We start from the raw sequence: 18,476 nt of genomic DNA on the forward strand, positions 1-18,476 counted from the left end.
TCCGCTGCGGGGCTCAACGAGCGGCTGATTATCGACGCAAGCCTTGCCAACAGCGGCAAGAACCACCACCGTCAGGCGCAAGTGGCACTGGAAATCGCGGTCAACGTCCAATCCTCGCCGCTCATCGCCGGAGTCATGCTGGAGAGCTTTCTGGTGGGCGGTGCGCAGCCGTTGGACGTGGAGCGCGGGGTGGACCTGGTCTACGGGCAGAGCGTGACGGACGCCTGCATGGAATGGTCGGTTACCGGGTCAGTCCTCAAGCAGCTCGCGCTCAGCTCCCGCATCCGGCGAACGTTCGGATTGTGACCAAACTGCGCTTTCACTTTAGCCAAATCAACCACTAGAGTGTTCCTCTAGGCGGATAATCGATACATTACAAGGCGACACGCCGTTAGGGTGATCGTCGGCACCGCTCGTCAGTGCCCAACCCCAGGGTACTGCTCTGAGAAAAAGGACTGTGGTGGAATGACGGACGGGAACAATTTCTCGGATGTGCGGTTTCTTACCGTCGCGGAGGTCGCTGAGGTCATGCGTGTCTCGAAGATGACTGTCTACCGTTTGGTTCATTCTGGGGAAATGCCGGCCGTGCGGTTCGGAAGATCCTATCGGGTGCCGGAGTCGGCTGTTCAACAGTACGTACGCGGTGCCTCCGTGGATGGGCAGTCGGAGACAGGCTAAGGCTGCGGGGGCGCCCATCGGTCAGGGGTTCCGTCAAATTAGCGGTACCCTGTTAAGGAGCGTTTTTGCATGCGGCATCATGGTGCCGGTCTCATGTGAGTTTTGCGTCAATGTCAGAATCAGGCGCCACCGCCAGCGTAGAGGGTGATGGTTGCAGGACACCGGAATAGAAGTTTGTGAGGACTTTGTGGGTTCAGTAATTAAGAAGCGCCGCAAGCGTATGGCCAAGAAGAAGCACCGCAAGCTGCTTCGTAAGACCCGCCACCAGCGCCGCAACAAGAAGTAGCGCCTGCTGCGCCAGCGGCGCAGTGCTCCCGGTCCGCCAACCCTGGCGGGCCGGTTTTGGTTTAACACGCTGTCAGATGGTGCGAAAACTACTCTGCGTTGGCGTCAGCGGTCGCGCATACGCGCGAACCCCCGCCACAATCCGTAGACCGCGCCGGCGCCGGTGGCCGCCTTGAGGCCGAGTGTGGCGGCGCGTCTGCCGCTTCGGAAGTCGTAAATTGGCCAGTTGTTGTCCCGGGCGTGCCTGCGCAGCCGGTGATCAGGGTTGATGGCCACAGGGTGACCCACAATGCTGAGCAACGGAATGTCATTGTAGGAGTCGCTGTACCCCCAGCATCTCTCAAGATCCAGGTTTTCCTTTTCCGCCAGGGCCCGGACTGCAACCGCCTTCGCCGGCCCATGCAAAAATTCGCCCACCAGTTTGCCGGTGTAAAAGCCGTCAGAGACTTCGCCCACGGTTCCCAAAGCACCTGTAAGCCCCAGCCTGTTGGCAATCACACTCGCGACTTCCACCGGTGTGCCCGTTACCAACCACACTCTGCGGCCGGTCTTGAGGTGTTGGTCAGCCAACGCCCGCGCGCCCGGCCAGATTTTCGACGCGATCATTTCGTCGTAGACTTCCTCGCCCAATGCCAGGACGTCCTCGTGGGCAATGCCGATGGCGAAGGCCAGAGCAGCATCCCGAACAGAGTTGATGTCGGTCATGTTCTCGCCGCGCATGACAAACCGAAGCTGTTTCCAAGCCAGCCCAGCCGCAAACCTCAGAGTGAAAGCCCGGCGTTGGTACATTTTGCGGGCTACATGAAAGAGGCTTGCGCCGCGCATCATGGTGTTGTCCACATCGAAAAAGGCGGCTTCACCGCCCGGCCCGGGCAATGCTGGGGATTCCACGGCGGACTCCGTGCTGGCTGCGGACATACGACGAGTCTAATCACTTGCCGGTCTGGATGCTGTTGCAGGCAGGGCGAGGCGGTAGTTTGAGATGATGGAGCAGCATAAGCTGGCCGCGGGCGCGGCCCAGCCGGATATCGTGTTGCTCACCAAGCCTCAATGCCATCTGTGCGGGGACGCGCGTACTGTGGTCGCGCGGGTCGCGGCCGAACTGGGACTCCAATGGAGAGAGAGATCTGTGCTGGACCACCCGGAGTTGCTGGAAAAGTTCGCGGAGGAGATTCCGGTGCTGATGATTGACGGCATTCAGCGGGACTTTTGGAGGATCGACGAAGACCGGCTGCGGAGGTTGCTTTCACAGGAATGAAGCCTTTGTTGGCGTATGGCTTCATTGAACTTTGAGGGGAAAGCCCAGCGCAATAAAGTGGAGATACTCCTTCTTGGCTGCGAAGCGCCGTGGAGGATAGCGCCGTTGGGACGGCGTGCAATGCAACGGAGCGGTGGAGAGTGTCAACGTCGGAGATACCCGAATTACGGGCCGCGGGCGAAGCGCATGGCCGGAATATTCCGCCTGCTTCGCTTTCCCGCCTGACCATTTACCTGCGCGCACTCAACTCACTGCTGGCCGAAGGGACAGAAAGGGTTTCCTCGGACGAGCTGGCCGACGCGGCCGGCGTAAACTCCCCGATCCTGCGTAAGGACCTCTCCTACCTCGGCTCTTACGGCACCAGGGGAGTGGGGTACGACGTCCACTACCTGAACGGACAGATCTCAACCGCGCTCGGCCTGACAAAGGATTGGCGGGTCGCGATTCTGGGGGCTGGCAACCTCGGGCGTGCGTTGGCGGGCTATTCAGGTTTTCAGTCCAGGGGATTCGAAGTTGTTGCACTATTCGACGCGGATCAAATGGTTGTTGGCACAGAAGTGGGCTGGCTGCGGGTGAGTCCTATCCGCGAGCTCGCAACGGTGCTGGCACGAACCCGGGCAAACATGGCTGTACTCGCAGTGCCTGCCGGCGTGGCACAGCTGCTCTGCGACGAACTTGTCAACGCCGGGGTGACGAGCATTCTGAGCTTTGCCCCCGTTGTGCTTCAGGTGCCTGAACATGTCCAGCTGCGCAAGGTGGATATGGCAACCGAACTTCAGATTCTGGCTTATCACGCACAACGGGCGCAGGAACCGGACCTGGAGTCCGATGCCCGCGCCCGTTCAGCCCAGTAGGCTGCGTGAGTCAGTACCGCGCCGGTTGAGGTTTGAAGTATTCGTTGGATGGCTTGAGGAAGCACAGAACAATTCCCGCAATTCCAAGCAGGGTGTAGACCGCCGGAAGAATCCCGCTCGCGATGCCAAAGATGGACAGGGCCGCGAAGACCGTTCCCGTGATGCGTGCCCAGTTTTTGCCTTTGCGGATGAAGAATGCGATCAGGACGTACAGTCCGGTGAACACGATGCCAAGAACAATCGACAGTGTGCTGATAAGGCCGGCAACCGTGTCCGGATCAACCCCGGAGGATTCGATCTGGTCGAGTCCGACGCCCGCGTTTCCAAGCGGGTCCATGGCCGTCATGATGCTTGAGATGAAATACAGCGCGCCAGCAGCAATGATCAGCCAGAAGGCCAGGTTAACCTCTTTGGGCATCGGGGGTTTCGCCGCGGGGGCCGGCGTGGATCCGGCCGGATAGCTGTAGCCCGACGGTTGCGCGGCCTGATAACCGTATGGCGACTGGGGCTGGTTCTGCTGTTGTCCATACGGGGGCTGCTGCCCGTATGGGTCTTGGCCTTGCGGCGGGTGGTCTCCGTGCGGGTTCTGGCCCGGCGGGGGCTGCTGGGGATCGGTATTGCTGGGTGGGGTGCTCATCGCGCATCCGTTCTATGGGTAAGACTGCAGGTGTGGTCCCGTCCTCAGGAAATGTGTATCCGGGACCCTGCGACCAACATTACCGCCGCCCGTGGCGCTTTCCAGGTTTTCACAGCCCGTTTTGCAAACGCCAAAGGCCACACCCCTCGTTGTTTCACGAGCGGTGTGGCCTTCGGGAGTCGGCTACTTTGCGGGAGCCACGAATGCGGCGTCGAGGTTGATGGTCACTTTGTCGCCCACGAGGACTCCGCCGGCCTCAAGCGCGGCGTTCCAGGTCAGCCCAAATTCCTTGCGGGAGATGACGGTCTGTCCGGAGAATCCTGCCCGGGTTGCGCCGAAGGGGTCCACGGCAACGCCGTTGAACTCCGTGTCAATGACAACCTCCTTGGTGATTCCGCGGATGGTCAGGTTTCCTGTGAGCTGGTAGGTCTCGCCCGAACCCGCTACCCCCGTGGATTCGAAGGTCATCTCCGGAAACTGCTCAGCGTCGAAGAAGTCGCCGCCGCGCACATGGGCGTCGCGGTTCTCGTCGTTTGAGTTGAATGACGAGGTCTGAATGGTGGCGACGACCTTGGAGCCCTCCAGGGACGGACCTATGTTCAGGGCTGCGTCCACCGTGTCGAAGTTGCCGCGGACCTTGCTGATCCCGGCGTGGCGAACACTGAATCCAATTTCGCTGTGAGCGCCGTCGAGGGTCCAGGTGCCGTTGGTGAGGCCGGTGGGAATTGCCATGGTGTTCTCCTTGTATGAAACGCGGAATGCCCGCGTGGTGGCTTAGGGGTAGGCCGTTGCCGGCTGGGTTACACCTACTATAAACATGCATTTGCATCTTTTATTCCAGAATTCAGTTCAAAGTTCAATAAAATTTTCCGCGGACGGACCGAGGACCGGTTTCACTCGATTTAGAGGGCGGCCCATCTGGTGAGAAACTGGGGACATGTCCATTGCAACCGTTCACCTTGTGCGTCACGGCGAGGTCCATAACCCGGGCGGCGTGTTGTACGGCCGGCTGCCGGAGTTTCATCTGTCCCCGCTGGGTCATCAAATGGCCGAGCGGATCGCAGGTCACTTTGAACAGCGAAGGGACGACGGCGCCCGGATTGTCCATCTGATTGCGTCACCGCTGGTCCGTGCGCAGGAAACGGCTACGCCCACCGCCAAGGCCCTCGGTCTGACGATTATGACCGAAGAGCGGATCATTGAGGCCGAGAACCGTTTTGAAGGTATGGCCGGGATTAAAAGCCAGCTACGAAACCCGAAGCACTGGGGCATGTTGACCAACCCCTTCCGTCCATCGTGGGGGGAGCCCTATCTGGAGCAGGTGACTCGCGTAATGGCCGCAGTCCAGGATGCCCGGAAGCATGCCTTGGAGCTGTCGGACGGAGAGGATGCGGAAGCCATCATGGTCAGTCATCAGCTGCCCATTTGGGTCTCCCGCCTGGCTGCCGAGAACAGGAGGCTCTGGCATGATCCCCGCCGCCGCCAATGCAGCCTGACCTCCGTGACCTCGCTGCGGTTTTCCGGAAGCCGGCTTGAGGGAGTCAGCTACCAGGAGCCCTGCGCTGATCTGCTGCGCGATGCGGCGAACCTGCCGGGAGCGTAATAGGATTACTACACGTTGTAGAAATTGTGGAAGTAGCTGTGACTCAATCTAACCAAGCTCCCGGCCGACGCTCCATTTTGAAATTCGGAGCGGCCCTCGCCCTGGGATTACCCGCCTCGATGGCGCTTGCCTCCTGCGCGGCGGAGGACCCGCTGGCACAGCAGGCCGCCGAAGGAAACAACAAGAACTACATCGCCGGGGACGGCTCGGTTACGGAATACGCCGAGGCGGAACGCGGCGCTCCCGTGGAATTGTCCGGCACCCTGTACAACGGCACTACGGTCAACTCCCGTGACTGGCAGGGCACGGTGACCGTCCTGAACTTCTGGTACGCGGCCTGCGCCCCGTGCCGCAAGGAAGCACCGGATCTTGTGGCTCTGCATGAGGAGTTCGCGCCGCAGGGTCCCCAGTTTTTTGGGGTGAATATCAGGGATGAACAGCCTACGGCCGAGGCCTTCGAGCGCAGCTTCGGTATCCCCTATCCCAGTTTCAATGATAAGGACGGCGGCGTGCTGCTCGCCATGACAAGCTACGTGCCGCCGCAGGCCGTGCCCACCACACTGGTGCTGGACCGGCAGGGCAGGGTCTCCGCCCGCATCCTTGGGCTCGCCGAAAAGGGCACCTTGAGCGCACTCATCGAAGCCGTGCTGGCTGAGTAACGCATCGTGACCTTGACCAGCCAACTGAGCGCCGTCGTCGTACTCCAACCCGCAGGCAATCTCTTTGCCGACACCGTGCTGAACGGTTCCATGCTGCTGGCGCTGCCGGTTGCGCTGCTTGCCGGGCTGGTGTCTTTTGCCTCGCCCTGTGTGCTGCCGCTGGTTCCGGGCTATCTTGGCTACGTAACCGGCCTGACCGGTGTTGATCTTGAGCAGCAGAAACGCGGACGGATGTTCGCCGGTATTGGCCTGTTTGTCTTGGGATTCTCCGCCGTCTTCATGGCCTACGGTGCGCTCTTCGGCCAGCTGGGAGCCTGGATGGCCGGGTCGCAGGATTGGCTGCTGAGAGTGCTTGGCGTGGTGGTTATCCTGCTCGGCGTGGTCTTCATTGGCGGCTTCTCCTGGTTCCAGCGTGACCGTAAGCTGCACACGCGCGTCCCCACCGGTCTGTGGGGTGCGCCGCTGCTTGGACTGACTTTTGGCCTCGGCTGGGCTCCGTGCATTGGCCCAACATTGTCGGCAGTGCAGCTGCTGGCGTTCTCCAACGACGACGCGAGTGCGGCCAAAGGTGCGCTGCTGACCTTTGTGTATTGCCTCGGCCTGGGGCTGCCGTTTCTGCTTATTTCGCTCGGAATCCGCCGGGGAATGGGCGCCATGGCCTTCTTTCGCCGTCACCGCCTGCTCCTGCAGCGTCTCGGTGGGGGCATGCTCGTCCTGGTGGGAGTGCTGATGGTCTCAGGCGTATGGAACCTGTGGATCAACCACCTGCAGCAGTGGCTGGGGGGAGTGACGTTACCCATATGATGTACCCCGATAAAGAGGATCACGCCCTGGCGGAAAAGGACCGCAGGCCGGACGTATCGCTGCCCGCCCTGGGTTTTGTGGGAACGCTGCGCTGGGCGTGGACCCAACTCACAAGCATGCGTACGGCGCTGTTCCTGCTCCTTTTGCTGGCTGTTGCCGCTGTCCCCGGATCACTGTTCCCCCAGCGTCCCGCCAATCCCGCGGTGGTGACGCAGTACATCCGAAACAACCCGGAGGCCGGACCGGTCCTGGACTGGTTCCAGCTGTTCGATGTCTATTCCTCCGTCTGGTTCTCGGCGATCTACCTGCTGCTCTTTATCTCACTCATTGGTTGTGTGATTCCACGGGCGATGGTCCATGCCAGGGCGGTGCGCTCCAAGCCGCCGCGCACCCCCCGCAGGCTCTCGCGCATGCCCGTCTACGGTACACTTGCCATCCCGGGTGGCGATGTCACGGCGGGTTCGGCCGTGACCGACGCCGCCGCGATGCTCAAGAAGCGCGGCTACCGGGTTGACGTCAGGGATGAGGACGGCAAGACGCCGTCCGTCGGAGCCGAACGCGGGTTCACCAAGGAACTGGGAAACCTCATTTTCCATGTGTCACTGATCGGCGTGCTGGTCTCAGTTGCGGCCGGCGGGTTGTTCGGCTACCGCGGACAGAAGATCCTGGTGGAGGGTGACACCTTTGTGAACACGCTGGTGGGATATGACTCGTTCAACCCCGGCACCAATTTCTCCGACAATCAGTTGGAACCGTACTCCGTCACCCTTGATAATTTCGATGTCCGCTTTGACCGCCAACTCACCCACTACGGCCAGCCAATCGACTTCACGGCCACCATGACCACCAAGGCTGGCCCGGACGCCGAGCCCGAGGAACAGATCCTGAAGGTCAACGCCCCCCTGACCATCGGCGGCACCAGCGTCTATCTGGTGGGCAACGGCTACGCACCGGTGGTCACCGTCCGTGACGGCGACGGGAACATCGCGTATCAGGGGCCGGTGGTTTCAATTCCGCAGGACGGCCTCTTCACCTCCCTGGTGGTCATCAAGGTCCCCGACGCACAGCCGGACCAACTGGGATTTGTGGGCTTCTTCCTGCCGACAGCCGCAGTGGATGAGAACGGCGTGTCCTTCTCCCGCGACCCTGACCCGTTCCTTCCCCAGTTGAACCTCAACTCCTACTACGGTGACCTGGGCCTGGACGACGGCGAACCAAAGAACGTCTACGTGCTGGACACGGAGGAGCTGACGGAACTCAACAGCAGGAACAGCGACGACGGCGGCATAGTGCTCGACGCCGGTGAGACGCAGGAACTCCCCGACGGCAAGGGCTCCATCACGTTCGATGGGCTACGGCGCTATGTTGCCCTGGACATCACGCACGATCCGGCGCAGGTTGGCGCGCTGGTTTTCTCCTCCCTGGCGCTCGCCGGATTGAGCGCATCTCTCTTCATCGGACGACGGCGCGCGTGGGTGCGCGCCGGCACGCACGACGACGGCCGGGTGATGGTGGAATACGGGCTGCTTGCCCGCGGCGAGGACCATCGGCTGGCCGGCGAAGGTGGGGCACTCGACAAACTGTTCCGCGAACGGTGGCTGGCGGACACCGCCCCAACAGACGAACATGGAGACATGGAGACCTCTTCCGCGCGGAGCTCCAGGCAACCACATGGTAAGGACAACTGATGCAGAACATTGACGAAACCCTGGGGCAGTACAGCGAGCTGTTCATGCTCCTCGCGGCGCTCGCTTACACGGCGGCGTTTGTGGCCTTCACCTGGGACCTGGTGAAGAGCAGCCGCAGAATCCGCGCAGTGGAAGCCGGCCTTGCCGAGTCGGAGCAGGAGCGCGAACTCGTTGCGGCCGGTGTGGTGGCAGGAGGCCGTGGCAGGGCGGAGAATGCTTCATCAGGCAATGCCGCCGCAGCAACGGCCGACGACGCCATGGACTATCAGGGCGAGCGCCGCGTCGTCGGACGCATCGCTGTGGCACTGACTGCTGTTGCCGCCGTCGTGCATGGTGTAGCCGTGGTGAGCAGGGGAGTGGCGGCGGGCCGCGTGCCCTGGGGCAACATGTACGAGTTCTGCACCACCGGCGCTTTGGTGGTCGCTGTGGTGTTTCTGTTGGTACTCACGCGCAAGGACCTGCGGTTCCTGGGAACCTTTGTCATTGGGCTGGTTGTGGTCATGCTCTGCGCGGCCACCATTGGATTTCCCACCCCGGTGGGCAACCTGGTTCCCGCCCTGCAGAGCTACTGGCTGATCATCCATGTGTCGGTGGCGGTCACGGCGTCGGCACTGTTTACCCTGACCTTCGCCATGTCCGTGCTTCAGCTGATCCAGGCGGACCGCATGAGCCGGCTGCTCGCGGGCAAACAGGACAAGACACCGTTCATGCGGCTGGTGCCTTCCGCGCTGAGCCTGGAAAACCTGTCCTACCGGATCAACGCGATCGCGTTTGTCATGTGGACGTTCACCCTGATGGCGGGTGCCATCTGGGCAGAACAGGCCTGGGGCAGATACTGGGGCTGGGACACCAAAGAGGTGTGGACCTTTGTGATCTGGGTTGTTTTTGCGGGCTACCTGCACGCCCGGGCCACCCGCGGCTGGACCGGGACACGGGCGGCATGGCTGTCGATCACCGGGTACCTCTGCATCGTCTTCAACTTCACGATTGTGAACGTCTACTTCTCAGGGCTGCACAGCTACGCCTGAGTCCTCCGGGGCGCCAAGAGCAGAGCGCTGTCCCCGAACTCGTGCCACAGGTAGCGGTTCGCCAGTGCCTCCTGGTAAGCACGCCCGACGACGGCGGCGCCCGCCACCGCTTCGAGTAGCAGCAGGTGCGACGCACCCGGAGCATGCCAGCCGGTGATCAGCCCGCCCACCGTGCGTGCGGGACGGTCTGGACCAAGTATCAGGTGGGTCCATCCGGTGCCAGGACTCACCCGGCCAGCCGTGTCCGCCACGGACTCCAACGCCCGTGTCGCGGTGGTTCCGACCGCGATCACCCGGCCGTCGGCGTCGTGCGTTGAATTGACCAGCAGTGCGGTCTCCGCCGGAACCACAAAGCGCTCCGGGCTGGGCGGCTCGCCGCTCTCCGGTGACGACACGCCTGTGTGCAGTGTGATGCGCGCCAGGCTCACGCCTTCCGCCCGCAATCCCTCCAGTACTCCGGGGGTGAAGGGTCGCCCGGCGCTCGGCATCTCGGCGCTGCCGGGGGTCACGCCGAAAATCGTTTGGTAATCGGCGAGCGGCCAGCGACGCGGAACGTACCCGTAGGTGATGGGCCGCCCGTGGTTTTTCAGGAGCCTGGCGATATTGCGCGCGTCCGTTGTCCAGAGCCGCTTGGGTGCAGCGTCCGGGTACGGGTCAAGCAGGGTGAGAGCGGTGCGTGCGGGGAGGTGCACCAGATCACCGCTCTCCAGTCCCGGCACTGGGCCGGCTGCGTCCACGGCCGGGCGCACCTCGACCACCCAGGTGCCGTCGTCGAGCTCGGTGGCGAAGTGGACCGTGACGGGACGCCCGTCCGCCAACCGGCCATCCACGGCTGCCGCAAGGGTGGCGGAATCATTGGCAACAAGGAGGTCCCCGCGGTGCAGGAAACGCGGAAGGTCGGCGAAACGGCCGTGCGTAATGGTGTGACCGTCCGAAACCAGGAGCCGCACCTGGTCCCGGGAAATGCCGCGTGCCTCGGGCGGTTCGGTTGCGGAAAAGCTTTCGGGCAGTTCAAACTTCGTCAGAACGTTCATCGCGCGGTCCCTTTCGCGAGGAATTCAGCTGCACTGTATCGCCCGCTGGGCGGCCGTTGCGCCACCATGGAAAGCAACGCGGGAACCACCGTCTCCGGGAGCGCCCGGTCGGAAATGTCCTCTCCCGGAAATGCCTGCTGATGCATCGCGGTGCGCATGTCGCCAGGATCGAAAGCGTAGACGCTGATGGTGGATTCCTCGGCGCCAAGGACAGCGCTCAGCTGGTCCAGCGCTGCCTTCGATGATCCGTAACCGCCCCAGCCTTCGTAGGCTTCCATGGCGGCGTCGGAGGAGATGTTGACGACGACGCCGCGGGAGTCCGCGAGCAGCGGCGCACCAGCTGAAACATTGCGAGCGGCGCCACCACGTTGGTCTGGTAGACGTCAGTGAGCTCCTTCAGCGGATAGTGCCTGAGCGGCGGGAGGGGGCTGGGCCCGAGGGAGCTCGCGTTGTTGACGAGCAGGTCTAACGAGCCGAGGCGTTGGACCTCCTCGAGGATCTGCTGTCGATGTGCCGGATCGGTAATGTCCCCCGGGACCGGTACCAGAGTGCCCTGCCCAACGTCGCGGCTGAGCTCATCGAGCAGGCCGGATCGGCGGCCGTTCGCTATGACCGCCCAGCCTTCCAGGATCAGTTCCGTGGCCAGAGCGCGGCCAAAGCCCAGTGATGCGCCGGTGATGAGTGCTGTGGGCATGATGTCCTCCCTTGTGGATGTGCGGTGCATGATCCAGTATTGAAGTTGAAGTTAACTTCAAGTCAAGGGCTGAAGAGGGGAAAGATGATGGCGCTCCAGACACGGGATCTTCTGGCCGTGGGCCAGGTGGCCGAGCGGAGTGGGTTCGCCACCTCGGCACTGCGTTTCTATGAACGGATGGGCCTGATCGAAGCAACGAGGACAAGCGCTGGACAGCGGCGCTATCAGCGCAACGTTCTGCGCCGGCTGGCCTTCATCCGTGCGGCACGCAATGTGGGCCTGAGCCTTGACGAGGTGGGTGATGCCCTCTCAGCACTTCCCGGTGGAAGACCGCCCAGCCGGGCCGATTGGGAGCGGCTCTCCCGCAGCTGGAAAGGCCGCCTGGACGAGCAGATCAGGGCGCTGACGGCGCTGCGCGACGGGCTGGACTCCTGTATTGGCTGCGGCTGCCTGTCGCTGAAAAACTGCGGCATCCAGAACCCGGAGGATGTTGTCGCCAGCCGCGGGCCCGGCGCAGCCTACCTGCCGGGACCGCTGCGCCGGCCGTCCTGATGTCGGTTCTCCACGCGCTCGTGCCTCGCTTGATGGACCACGGGTGATCGACCGATATGTTGGGCGCGCGTGGAGATCCTGCCCAGTGGCCCGCGTTAAGCGGTCTTGCTGCCCGGGCCCTGCCGGGGATCTTCGGAATCCGGGTTGTCGCTATTGGAGGCGCCGTCGTCGTTCTTCTTTTCCCGTTCCTGCGCCTTCAACTCTTCTTCGCGCCGACGAAGCTCCGCCTCCTTGGCCTGCTGCCGGCGGCGGGTTTCAAGGTTGCGGAGGAACTGCGGATCGTCGTCCGGCGCGGTGGGATGACGCGGGTCCGTGACCCGTGGGGATGGAGATCCGCCTGAACGGGGCCGGCCAAAAAGGAACCATAACCCTGCGCCGAGCAGGGGCACCAGGAGAATGGTGATGACCCAGGCGGGCTTGGAAATGCTCCGGACCTCTTCGGCACGGCTCATGATGCAGTCGAAGAGCGCGTACACAATGACGGCAACTCCAACGATGGCTAGGAACAACAACAGGCGGGGCATGCATCAATTGTAGGCGAGTAAACTTGAGCGGTGGCCTTCTTCAAATTTACTGCCCTGCGACTGGGCTTTGTCCTGGTGTTCTTTGTCATCTGCTACTGGATGGGATTGGGCGCCATCATGTCCGCAGTGATCGCGGCTGTGCTTGCCTGGTGCGTGACCTACTTGTTCTTCAGAGCGATGCGGGACGCGGCTTCCGCGTCACTGCAGCGCCGTTTCCGCGAAGATACGCCGCCCGCGCGTACTGTCGCGGAGCTTGGTGATGCCGAGGCGGAGGACCATTATGATCCCAACAGCCCCGTCAACGCCGACCGACGAAACCGCGGCTAGCGCCCCACTGATTCAGGCCAGCACGCTGGTCAGGAGAATTCCCGCTCCGAACAGCAGGCTAAAGCCCAGATTGATAATGCTGGTCTGCTTCAGCACCGGAATCAGGCTTCGGCGCTTCTTTCCTTTGAGCATCAGCCAGCTCGGCATCAGGCACAGCGGAATGAGCAGCAGCACCAGCAGCACCCATGGATAGTCGTAGGCGAGGAATAGGGGCAGCAGCAGGGCGATCGCCAGCATCATCACGTAACTAACCCTGGCGGCGGTGTCGCCCAGGCGGACCGCGAGCGTGTTCTTTCCGGCTTCCCTGTCGGTGGGAATGTCCCGTACGTTGTTGGCCATCAGCAGGGCCATAGCGATGATGCCCGTGCTGATGGCGCCCACCCAAGCCACCGGGTTGAGCTGTCCGGCCTGTGTGTAGGTGGTGCCGAGGGTGGCCACCAGACCGAAAAAGACGAAGACAAACAGGTCGCCCAGCCCCATGTAGCCGTAAGGGTTCCGGCCGCCCGTATAACCCCATGCCGCCGCCACGCAACCCACTCCCACCAGCAGCAGGAACCAGGTTTGGGAAAGCACTATCAGGGTGGTGCCGGCGGTCATCGCCAGCGCGAAGCTCGCGAACGCTGCCCACTTCACCTGCCGCGGCCGCGTCGCTCCCGAGCCAGTGAGCCGCAGCGGACCCACCCTGTCATTGTCGGTGCCGCGGACGCCGTCGGAATAGTCATTGGCGTAGTTCACGCCTACCTGCAGCAGAACCGCAACGATAGCCGCGAGGAGTGCATGGATCGGCTTGAAGGCGTCGAGGTCGAAGGCCGCGGCGCAGCCGATAATGACTGGCGCAATGGCCATCGGCAGCGTGCGTGGGCGGGCGCCCTCGATCCATTGGGCAGCAGTGGCCACGGGTCGCTCCTTCCTGTCGGGTGTTAGAGGCTGGACTGTTCAAGCAGCGCCCGCACGGCCATCCGGTCCGGTTTGCCGTTGGGCAGCAGCGGCAGCGCATCGAGGGTGAGGATGGTCTTGGGCACTGCGTGCCCGCCGAGCCGTTCCAGCGTATGCCTCCTGACGGCGTCCGGGCTGACGGAGCCGACGACGGCGGCAGCAACCTGGGTGCCCCACTCGGAGTTCGGGATACCCAGCACCAGCGCCTGGCGCACCTCGTCCATGTCTTCGATCGCGCTGGAGACGGCCGCGGCGGAGACCTTAAGTCCACCGGTCACGATGACGTCGTCGATCCGTCCGTTGATGGTGAGTACGCCACCGTCCATGGTGCCGTCGTCGTCCGTCTTGAACCAGCGCCGGCCTGAGTTGAACGGAAACCTGTCGGCAGTGAGTTCCGGTTGCCCCAGGTAACCGTCGGCGAGTATGGGGCCGCTGATCCACAACCGGCCTGCGTCATTGGTGAGTTCCACGCCCTCAAGGGGGACGCCGTCGTACACGCAGCCCCCGCAGGTTTCGCTCATGCCATAGGCGCGCACGATTTTGAGTTCGTGTTTGCGGGCCTTCTCCCGAAGCGTGTCGCTGACGGACGCGCCGCCAAGCAGGATCGCGTTGAACCGCTGCAGCACCTTGATGGTTTCTGGAGCGGGGTCATCGAGGAGGCGGTGCAGTTGCGTGGGAACCAGCGACGTGAAGCGAACGCGGTCGGTCAGCTCGGCTGCGGCGTCGGTGAATATTTGGGGCGAGAATGCGCCGGAAAGGTCCATCGCCCATGGGCGCGTTCCCGCGTAGAGCGAGCGGACCAGCACCTGGAAGCCTGCGACGTAGTGCACGGGAAGGGTGAGAAGCCACTGGCCCTCAGCCTTGAGCGCAAGCGCAGTGCCCATGGAGGATGCGGCGAGCGCGTCGACGCTGAGCATTGTCTGTTTGGGGGTGCCCGTGGAACCGGAGGTGCTGAGGATGGCGGCAATGTCATCGTTGGGCAGCCCTCCGCTGAAGGTTTGATCCTTGTCCGCGTGGGGCGCCACCGCGGGACCCTCGCCCGACAGTGCCTCAGCGAGTGGCTTGAGCAGTGCGTGCGGGTCGGATTCGGGCGGGGTGTGGAGGGGAAGAAGTTCCATGGGGCGCCTAGAAGTAGTAGGGATAATTGGACCAGTCCGGATCGCGTTTTTCCAGGAACGCTTCCTTTCCTTCAACCGCCTCATCCGTCATGTAGGCAAGGCGGGTGGCTTCGCCCGCGAAGACCTGTTGACCGGCGAGGCCGTCATCGGCAAGGTTGAAGGCGAACTTCAGCATCCGGATGGCCTGCGGGCTTTGGCGTGCGATGTCTGCGGCGTATTCCAGGGCCTTGTTTTCAAGGTCTTCGTGGGCCACAGCCTCGTTGATGGCGCCCATGGCAACCATGTCCTCGGCCGAGTATCCGCGGGCTAGGAAGAAGACCTCCCGGGCCTTTTTCTGCCCGATCTGGCGGGCCAGCAGGGCCGAGCCGTAGCCGGCGTCAAAACTGCCCACAGTGGCGTCGGTCTGCTTGAACCGGCCGTGCTCGAGGGAGGCGATGGTCAGGTCCGCCACAACGTGGAGGCTGTGGCCGCCACCGGCCGCCCAGCCGTTGACGACGGCGATCACCACTTTGGGCATGGTGCGCATGAGCCGCTGGACTTCCAGGATGTGCAGCCGGCCGGCCCGGGCCGGGTCGATGGTTTCCCTGCTCTCGCCTTCGGCATACCTGTAGCCATCGCGGCCACGGATCCGCTGGTCCCCGCCCGAGCAGAAGGAGTGCCCGCCGTCCTTCGGAGACGGACCGTTGCCGGTGAGGAGAACCGTAGCAACGTCCGGCGTCATCCGGGCGTGGTCCATGGCGCGGTACAGCTCATCCACCGTGTCGGGACGGAAGGCATTGCGTACTTCAGGGCGGTTGAAGGCGATGCGCACGGTGGGCAGGTCCTTTGTATCCGCCCCGCTGCGTGCTACTTGGCGGTGGTAAGTGATGTCCTGAAGGTGCTCGAAGCCATCGACAAGGCGCCACCGGGTGGGGTCAAAGATGTCGGATACCTGAGGGGGAAGGTCAATGGTCACCAATCGAGTCTAGCGACCGGATTGGGGACTCAAAGCCCTCACAATCCATCGCGGACGAACTTATGTCCGCGGCGGCTGTCCCCGGCGGCCGATTCACGCGATGCAGAATTCGTTGCCCTCAGGATCGGCCATGGTGCGCCATTCGTGCGGTCCCTGGCTGGCAGTCCAAAGAAAAGTTGCCCCGCGTGCTTCCAAGGCTTTGCGCACCTCGTCCTTGTTGCGGCCGTCCAGGGCCACATCCCAGTGCACCCGGTTCTTGACGGTTTTCCCCTCCGGTGCGGTCTGGAACAGCAGGCGGCGTTGGGGTTTCTTTGCGTCGAGTTCCTCCGGAGGGCGGATCGCGGCGCCAGCCCGCCAGACCAGCCTGCCTTTGTGCAGCTGCGTCTCCGACTCCATGGCAAACCCCTGATCGATCATGGACCGGATGAAAGCCTCGTCCTGCGGTTCCACCGCCCACTCCAGCGTCTCTGCCCACCAGTCGGCGAGTTGGTGCGGGTTCCTGCAGTCAACCGCTATTTGTATGTTGTATGCCATGGGATGAGCGTAGGCACCCCGGGCACGGCACACCAGCCTCCTGAGGACAACCACTGTCCGTAATGCGCGCCGTCGTCGTTCCACCCGTTCACCACTAGACCGAACGGAACATCAGGACTAGCATCCGCCCCATCCGCCCCACCGGCGCACGCCCACCGGGGCCATGGTCAAGGAGGAAGCATGGCAAACCACACCTACAGCATTTCCGAGGTCGTTGGCACGTCACCGGACGGCATCGATGCCGCGGTCACCAACGCCGTCACACAGGCCGCCAAGACGCTCCGCAACCTCGACTGGTTTGAAGTCAAGGAAGTCCGCGGGCACCTGGTGGACGGTGTCGTTGCAGACTGGCAGGTCACCGTGAAGCTCGGGTTCCGGCTGGAAGGGTGACCATGGCCGGCGAACTGTCCTTCATTGAACTCGGAGTCGAGGACACAGAACGCGGCAAGACGTTCTACTCGGAGTTGTTTGGCTGGAGCTTTGAGCCTGGAACCTCCGGCAAGGGGTACACGATCGGCGGCCCGCAGATTCCGGCCGGGATCCATAGCGGAGACAAGGGAGCGGCGCCTTACCTCTTCTTCCGTGTTGATGATTTGGGCGGCGCGGTGGAAAGGCTTCGCGCCCTCGGCGGGACGGTCGAGGACATGGACGTCGACGGCGGGGAGGAATCGGTGGCAAAGTTTGGCCGTTTCAAGATCTGCCGGGATGACCAGGGCTCGCCGTTTGGCCTTCACCAACCGCCGCCCTAACCCTCAACCGCCCGTTGACGAATCCGCTTCGCAAGGGCACTCTAGGAACTATGAGGTTGTAACCCGCACCAGTCATTCTCGCCGGCGTTGAGCTAGCCCCGATGTGCAATCCCGGGGCGCTCCGCCGGTGCCTTTTCGACAACTGCGAGGTAGTTCTTGACCCAACATCTTTCTCTCTCCAACGTGTCGCACGGATATGGCGACAAGCTTCTGCTGGAGCGTGTTGACCTGGTGGTCACGCACGGTGAACGCGTGGCTCTGGTGGGTGAAAACGGCGCGGGCAAATCCACCATGCTGCGGCTGCTGTCCGGCCGCGAAGAGCCCAACGCGGGCAGCATCCGCATCCACGGGCGCGTGGGCTATCTTGCCCAGACGCTGGACCACCCGCCGTCGGACCTGGTAGGCGACGTTATCGACGCCGCGCTTGCCGGCGTCCGCGGTATGGAGGCGGAGCTCCGCTCCCTGGAATCCCGCCTGGACGGCGCTTCCGGCGCAGAACTCGCCCGCTACGGCGACCTGCAGACAGAGTTCGCCCTGCACGGTGGCTACAAGATCGACGCCCGCGTCAACGCGGCCATGGGCCATCTCAAACTGGGTCACATCACGCGCTCCCGCTCGTTAGATTCACTCTCGGGCGGTGAGCAGGAGCGCCTGGCGCTGGCCTGCCTGCTCGCGGACCGTGCGGCTCTGCTGCTCTTGGACGAGCCGACCAACCACCTCGACGACGACGCCGTCGCCTGGTTGGAACGCGAACTCGCCTCCCACCGCGGGGCGGTTGTTGCGGTCTCCCACGACCGCGCGTTCCTGCGAACTTTCGCCACCGCGATCATCGAGCTCGATGCAGACCGACGGCAGGTGCGCCGCTACGGCGATGGGTACGAGGGGTACCGGTCGGCGAAGACCGCGGAACGCCGGCGCTGGGAGCAGGAGTACCGGGAGTGGTTGGATGCCAAGGCCGCAGAGCGGATCAAGGCTGCTGCCGTGGAGGAGCGGATGGGATACGGCAGGCGGCGCGACCGCGACAAAATGGGTTTTGATTTCAAACAGGGCACGGTGCAGGAAGCAGTCACCAGCCAAAAGCGGAATGCGCAGGAACGCCTCCGCAGGCTCGAGGACAACCCGGTGGAGCGCCCGCCGCGCCCGCTGGTCCTGTCGGCGCAATTCGGTGGACATACCCTTCACGGCTCTGTGATTTCGCTTCGGGACATCACAGTTGGTGACCAGCTGACTGTGCCATCTCTGGAGGTGACAGCGGGCGAAAAGCTGCTGGTGACGGGCGCCAACGGGGCTGGCAAGACAACGCTGTTGAACGTAATCTCGGGGCAGGCCGGGGATCATCAGGGTGCGATGAAGCGGCGTGGACGGCTCGGGTACCTCCCTCAGGAGCTTCCACTGCCGGAGCGTCCCTCGATCAGGCTGCTTCCCGCGTTTGCTTCCGGGTTACGCGGCGACATCGACGAGCATGCTGACAGGCTGCTCAATCTCGGACTGTTCCGGTCGGCGGATTTCACCGTTCCAGTCGGTTCCCTATCCGCGGGCCAATACAGGCGGCTCGCGTT

At 63.1% G+C, this 18,476-nt stretch carries 23 protein-coding genes and 2 pseudogenes; 15 read left to right on the forward strand and 10 right to left on the reverse strand.

What is annotated here, in order from left to right; translation table 11 throughout:
- From Y708_RS23730 to Y708_RS28270, 3 genes and pseudogenes are all read left to right on the forward strand, one after another.
- Positions 1-306: pseudogene (locus tag Y708_RS23730) on the forward strand (3-deoxy-7-phosphoheptulonate synthase); the annotation flags it as partial.
- A gap of 159 nt (positions 307-465) precedes the next feature.
- Positions 466-678 (forward strand): helix-turn-helix domain-containing protein, encoded by a 213-nt coding sequence (locus tag Y708_RS0107850; protein ID WP_028279496.1) that lies wholly within the window; start codon positions 466-468, stop codon positions 676-678.
- 187 nt (positions 679-865) lie between these two features.
- Entirely contained in the window at positions 866-964 is a 99-nt protein-coding gene (locus Y708_RS28270; protein ID WP_003792170.1) for a 30S ribosomal protein bS22, read from the forward strand.
- 104 nt (positions 965-1,068) lie between these two features.
- On the opposite strand, the gene Y708_RS0107855 is transcribed toward Y708_RS28270, so the two are convergent.
- Positions 1,069-1,881 (reverse strand): HAD family hydrolase, encoded by an 813-nt coding sequence (locus Y708_RS0107855; protein WP_051478816.1) that lies wholly within the window; start codon positions 1,879-1,881, stop codon positions 1,069-1,071.
- Between the two features lie 67 nt (positions 1,882-1,948).
- Here Y708_RS0107855 and Y708_RS0107860 point away from each other — a divergent pair, with 67 nt between their 5' ends.
- Both Y708_RS0107860 and Y708_RS23735 read left to right on the forward strand, forming a co-directional pair.
- Positions 1,949-2,221 (forward strand): glutaredoxin family protein, encoded by a 273-nt coding sequence (locus tag Y708_RS0107860; protein ID WP_035775764.1) that lies wholly within the window; start codon positions 1,949-1,951, stop codon positions 2,219-2,221.
- Positions 2,222-2,361: 140 nt separating this feature from the next.
- The gene (locus Y708_RS23735; RefSeq protein ID WP_051478817.1) at positions 2,362-3,075 is read left to right on the forward strand and encodes a redox-sensing transcriptional repressor Rex; all 714 of its coding nucleotides are present in this window, start codon (positions 2,362-2,364) and stop codon (positions 3,073-3,075) included.
- A 10-nt stretch (positions 3,076-3,085) separates the two neighbouring features.
- Here the strand turns inward: Y708_RS23735 and Y708_RS23740 are convergent, their stop codons facing one another.
- Positions 3,086-3,712: a hypothetical protein gene (locus tag Y708_RS23740; protein WP_155853780.1), complete on the reverse strand. Its 627-nt coding sequence runs from the start codon at positions 3,710-3,712 to the stop codon at positions 3,086-3,088.
- 183 nt (positions 3,713-3,895) lie between these two features.
- A complete protein-coding gene (locus tag Y708_RS0107875) occupies positions 3,896-4,444 on the reverse strand; it encodes a YceI family protein (RefSeq protein ID WP_028279499.1) in 549 nt (182 codons plus the stop codon).
- A 205-nt stretch (positions 4,445-4,649) separates the two neighbouring features.
- Here Y708_RS0107875 and Y708_RS0107880 point away from each other — a divergent pair, with 205 nt between their 5' ends.
- The 5 genes from Y708_RS0107880 (at position 4,650) to ccsB (ending at position 9,494) form a co-directional block, all read left to right on the forward strand.
- Positions 4,650-5,315: a histidine phosphatase family protein gene (locus Y708_RS0107880; RefSeq protein WP_028279500.1), complete on the forward strand. Its 666-nt coding sequence runs from the start codon at positions 4,650-4,652 to the stop codon at positions 5,313-5,315.
- A gap of 119 nt (positions 5,316-5,434) precedes the next feature.
- On the forward strand, positions 5,435-5,974 hold the full coding sequence (locus Y708_RS0107885; RefSeq protein WP_051478819.1) for a TlpA family protein disulfide reductase: 540 nt from the start codon (positions 5,435-5,437) through the stop codon (positions 5,972-5,974).
- A gap of 90 nt (positions 5,975-6,064) precedes the next feature.
- Positions 6,065-6,778 carry a cytochrome c biogenesis CcdA family protein gene (locus tag Y708_RS0107890; protein ID WP_051478848.1) on the forward strand — a complete coding sequence of 238 codons (714 nt, stop codon included), beginning with the start codon at positions 6,065-6,067 and terminating at the stop codon, positions 6,776-6,778.
- Positions 6,778-8,466, forward strand: a complete 1,689-nt coding sequence (locus Y708_RS23745; protein ID WP_081746587.1) for a cytochrome c biogenesis protein ResB — start codon at positions 6,778-6,780, stop codon at positions 8,464-8,466. The genes Y708_RS0107890 and Y708_RS23745 overlap by 1 nt, the downstream gene beginning before the upstream one ends.
- Complete coding sequence (gene ccsB / locus Y708_RS0107900) at positions 8,466-9,494, forward strand: c-type cytochrome biogenesis protein CcsB (protein WP_028279503.1); 1,029 nt, start codon at positions 8,466-8,468, stop codon at positions 9,492-9,494. The genes Y708_RS23745 and ccsB overlap by 1 nt, the downstream gene beginning before the upstream one ends.
- On the opposite strand, the gene Y708_RS0107905 is transcribed toward ccsB, so the two are convergent.
- Positions 9,485-10,528, reverse strand: coding sequence for an S-adenosylmethionine:tRNA ribosyltransferase-isomerase (locus Y708_RS0107905; RefSeq protein ID WP_028279504.1), 1,044 nt, complete (start codon positions 10,526-10,528; stop codon positions 9,485-9,487). The two genes, ccsB and Y708_RS0107905, sit on opposite strands and share 10 nt — an antisense overlap.
- Positions 10,525-11,252: pseudogene (locus tag Y708_RS31500) on the reverse strand (SDR family NAD(P)-dependent oxidoreductase). Before Y708_RS31500 ends, Y708_RS0107905 begins: the two are co-directional and overlap by 4 nt.
- A gap of 57 nt (positions 11,253-11,309) precedes the next feature.
- On the opposite strand from Y708_RS31500, the gene soxR reads away from it, so the two are divergent.
- Complete coding sequence (soxR, locus tag Y708_RS0107915) at positions 11,310-11,774, forward strand: redox-sensitive transcriptional activator SoxR (protein WP_035775698.1); 465 nt, start codon at positions 11,310-11,312, stop codon at positions 11,772-11,774.
- Between the two features lie 95 nt (positions 11,775-11,869).
- Here soxR and Y708_RS0107920 read toward each other — a convergent pair whose 3' ends face one another.
- The gene (locus Y708_RS0107920) at positions 11,870-12,298 is read right to left on the reverse strand and encodes a PLD nuclease N-terminal domain-containing protein (RefSeq protein WP_028279506.1); all 429 of its coding nucleotides are present in this window, start codon (positions 12,296-12,298) and stop codon (positions 11,870-11,872) included.
- Between the two features lie 30 nt (positions 12,299-12,328).
- Here Y708_RS0107920 and Y708_RS0107925 point away from each other — a divergent pair, with 30 nt between their 5' ends.
- Entirely contained in the window at positions 12,329-12,625 is a 297-nt protein-coding gene (locus tag Y708_RS0107925; protein ID WP_028279507.1) for a DUF4229 domain-containing protein, read from the forward strand.
- A 12-nt stretch (positions 12,626-12,637) separates the two neighbouring features.
- Here Y708_RS0107925 and Y708_RS0107930 read toward each other — a convergent pair whose 3' ends face one another.
- The 4 genes from Y708_RS0107930 to Y708_RS0107945 form a co-directional block, all read right to left on the reverse strand.
- Positions 12,638-13,522, reverse strand: coding sequence for a 1,4-dihydroxy-2-naphthoate polyprenyltransferase (locus Y708_RS0107930; protein WP_028279508.1), 885 nt, complete (start codon positions 13,520-13,522; stop codon positions 12,638-12,640).
- Positions 13,523-13,545: 23 nt separating this feature from the next.
- On the reverse strand, positions 13,546-14,679 hold the full coding sequence (locus Y708_RS23755) for an AMP-binding protein (RefSeq protein ID WP_051478820.1): 1,134 nt from the start codon (positions 14,677-14,679) through the stop codon (positions 13,546-13,548).
- 7 nt (positions 14,680-14,686) lie between these two features.
- Positions 14,687-15,634: a 1,4-dihydroxy-2-naphthoyl-CoA synthase gene (locus Y708_RS0107940; protein WP_028279509.1), complete on the reverse strand. Its 948-nt coding sequence runs from the start codon at positions 15,632-15,634 to the stop codon at positions 14,687-14,689.
- A gap of 93 nt (positions 15,635-15,727) precedes the next feature.
- Positions 15,728-16,168 carry a VOC family protein gene (locus Y708_RS0107945; protein ID WP_028279510.1) on the reverse strand — a complete coding sequence of 147 codons (441 nt, stop codon included), beginning with the start codon at positions 16,166-16,168 and terminating at the stop codon, positions 15,728-15,730.
- Between the two features lie 180 nt (positions 16,169-16,348).
- Between Y708_RS0107945 and Y708_RS0107950 the strand changes: the two genes are divergently transcribed.
- The 3 genes from Y708_RS0107950 to Y708_RS23760 all read left to right on the forward strand — a co-directional run.
- Entirely contained in the window at positions 16,349-16,558 is a 210-nt protein-coding gene (locus Y708_RS0107950) for a dodecin (RefSeq protein ID WP_028279511.1), read from the forward strand.
- A 2-nt stretch (positions 16,559-16,560) separates the two neighbouring features.
- A complete protein-coding gene (locus Y708_RS0107955) occupies positions 16,561-16,917 on the forward strand; it encodes a VOC family protein (protein WP_028279512.1) in 357 nt (118 codons plus the stop codon).
- A gap of 156 nt (positions 16,918-17,073) precedes the next feature.
- Positions 17,074-18,476 (forward strand): ATP-binding cassette domain-containing protein (locus tag Y708_RS23760; RefSeq protein WP_035775699.1); only part of this gene is annotated, 1,403 nt, incomplete at its 3' end.

It is taken from the genome of Arthrobacter sp. H5 (assembly GCF_000520595.1).
Classification (GTDB): Bacteria; Actinomycetota; Actinomycetes; order Actinomycetales; family Micrococcaceae; genus Arthrobacter_D.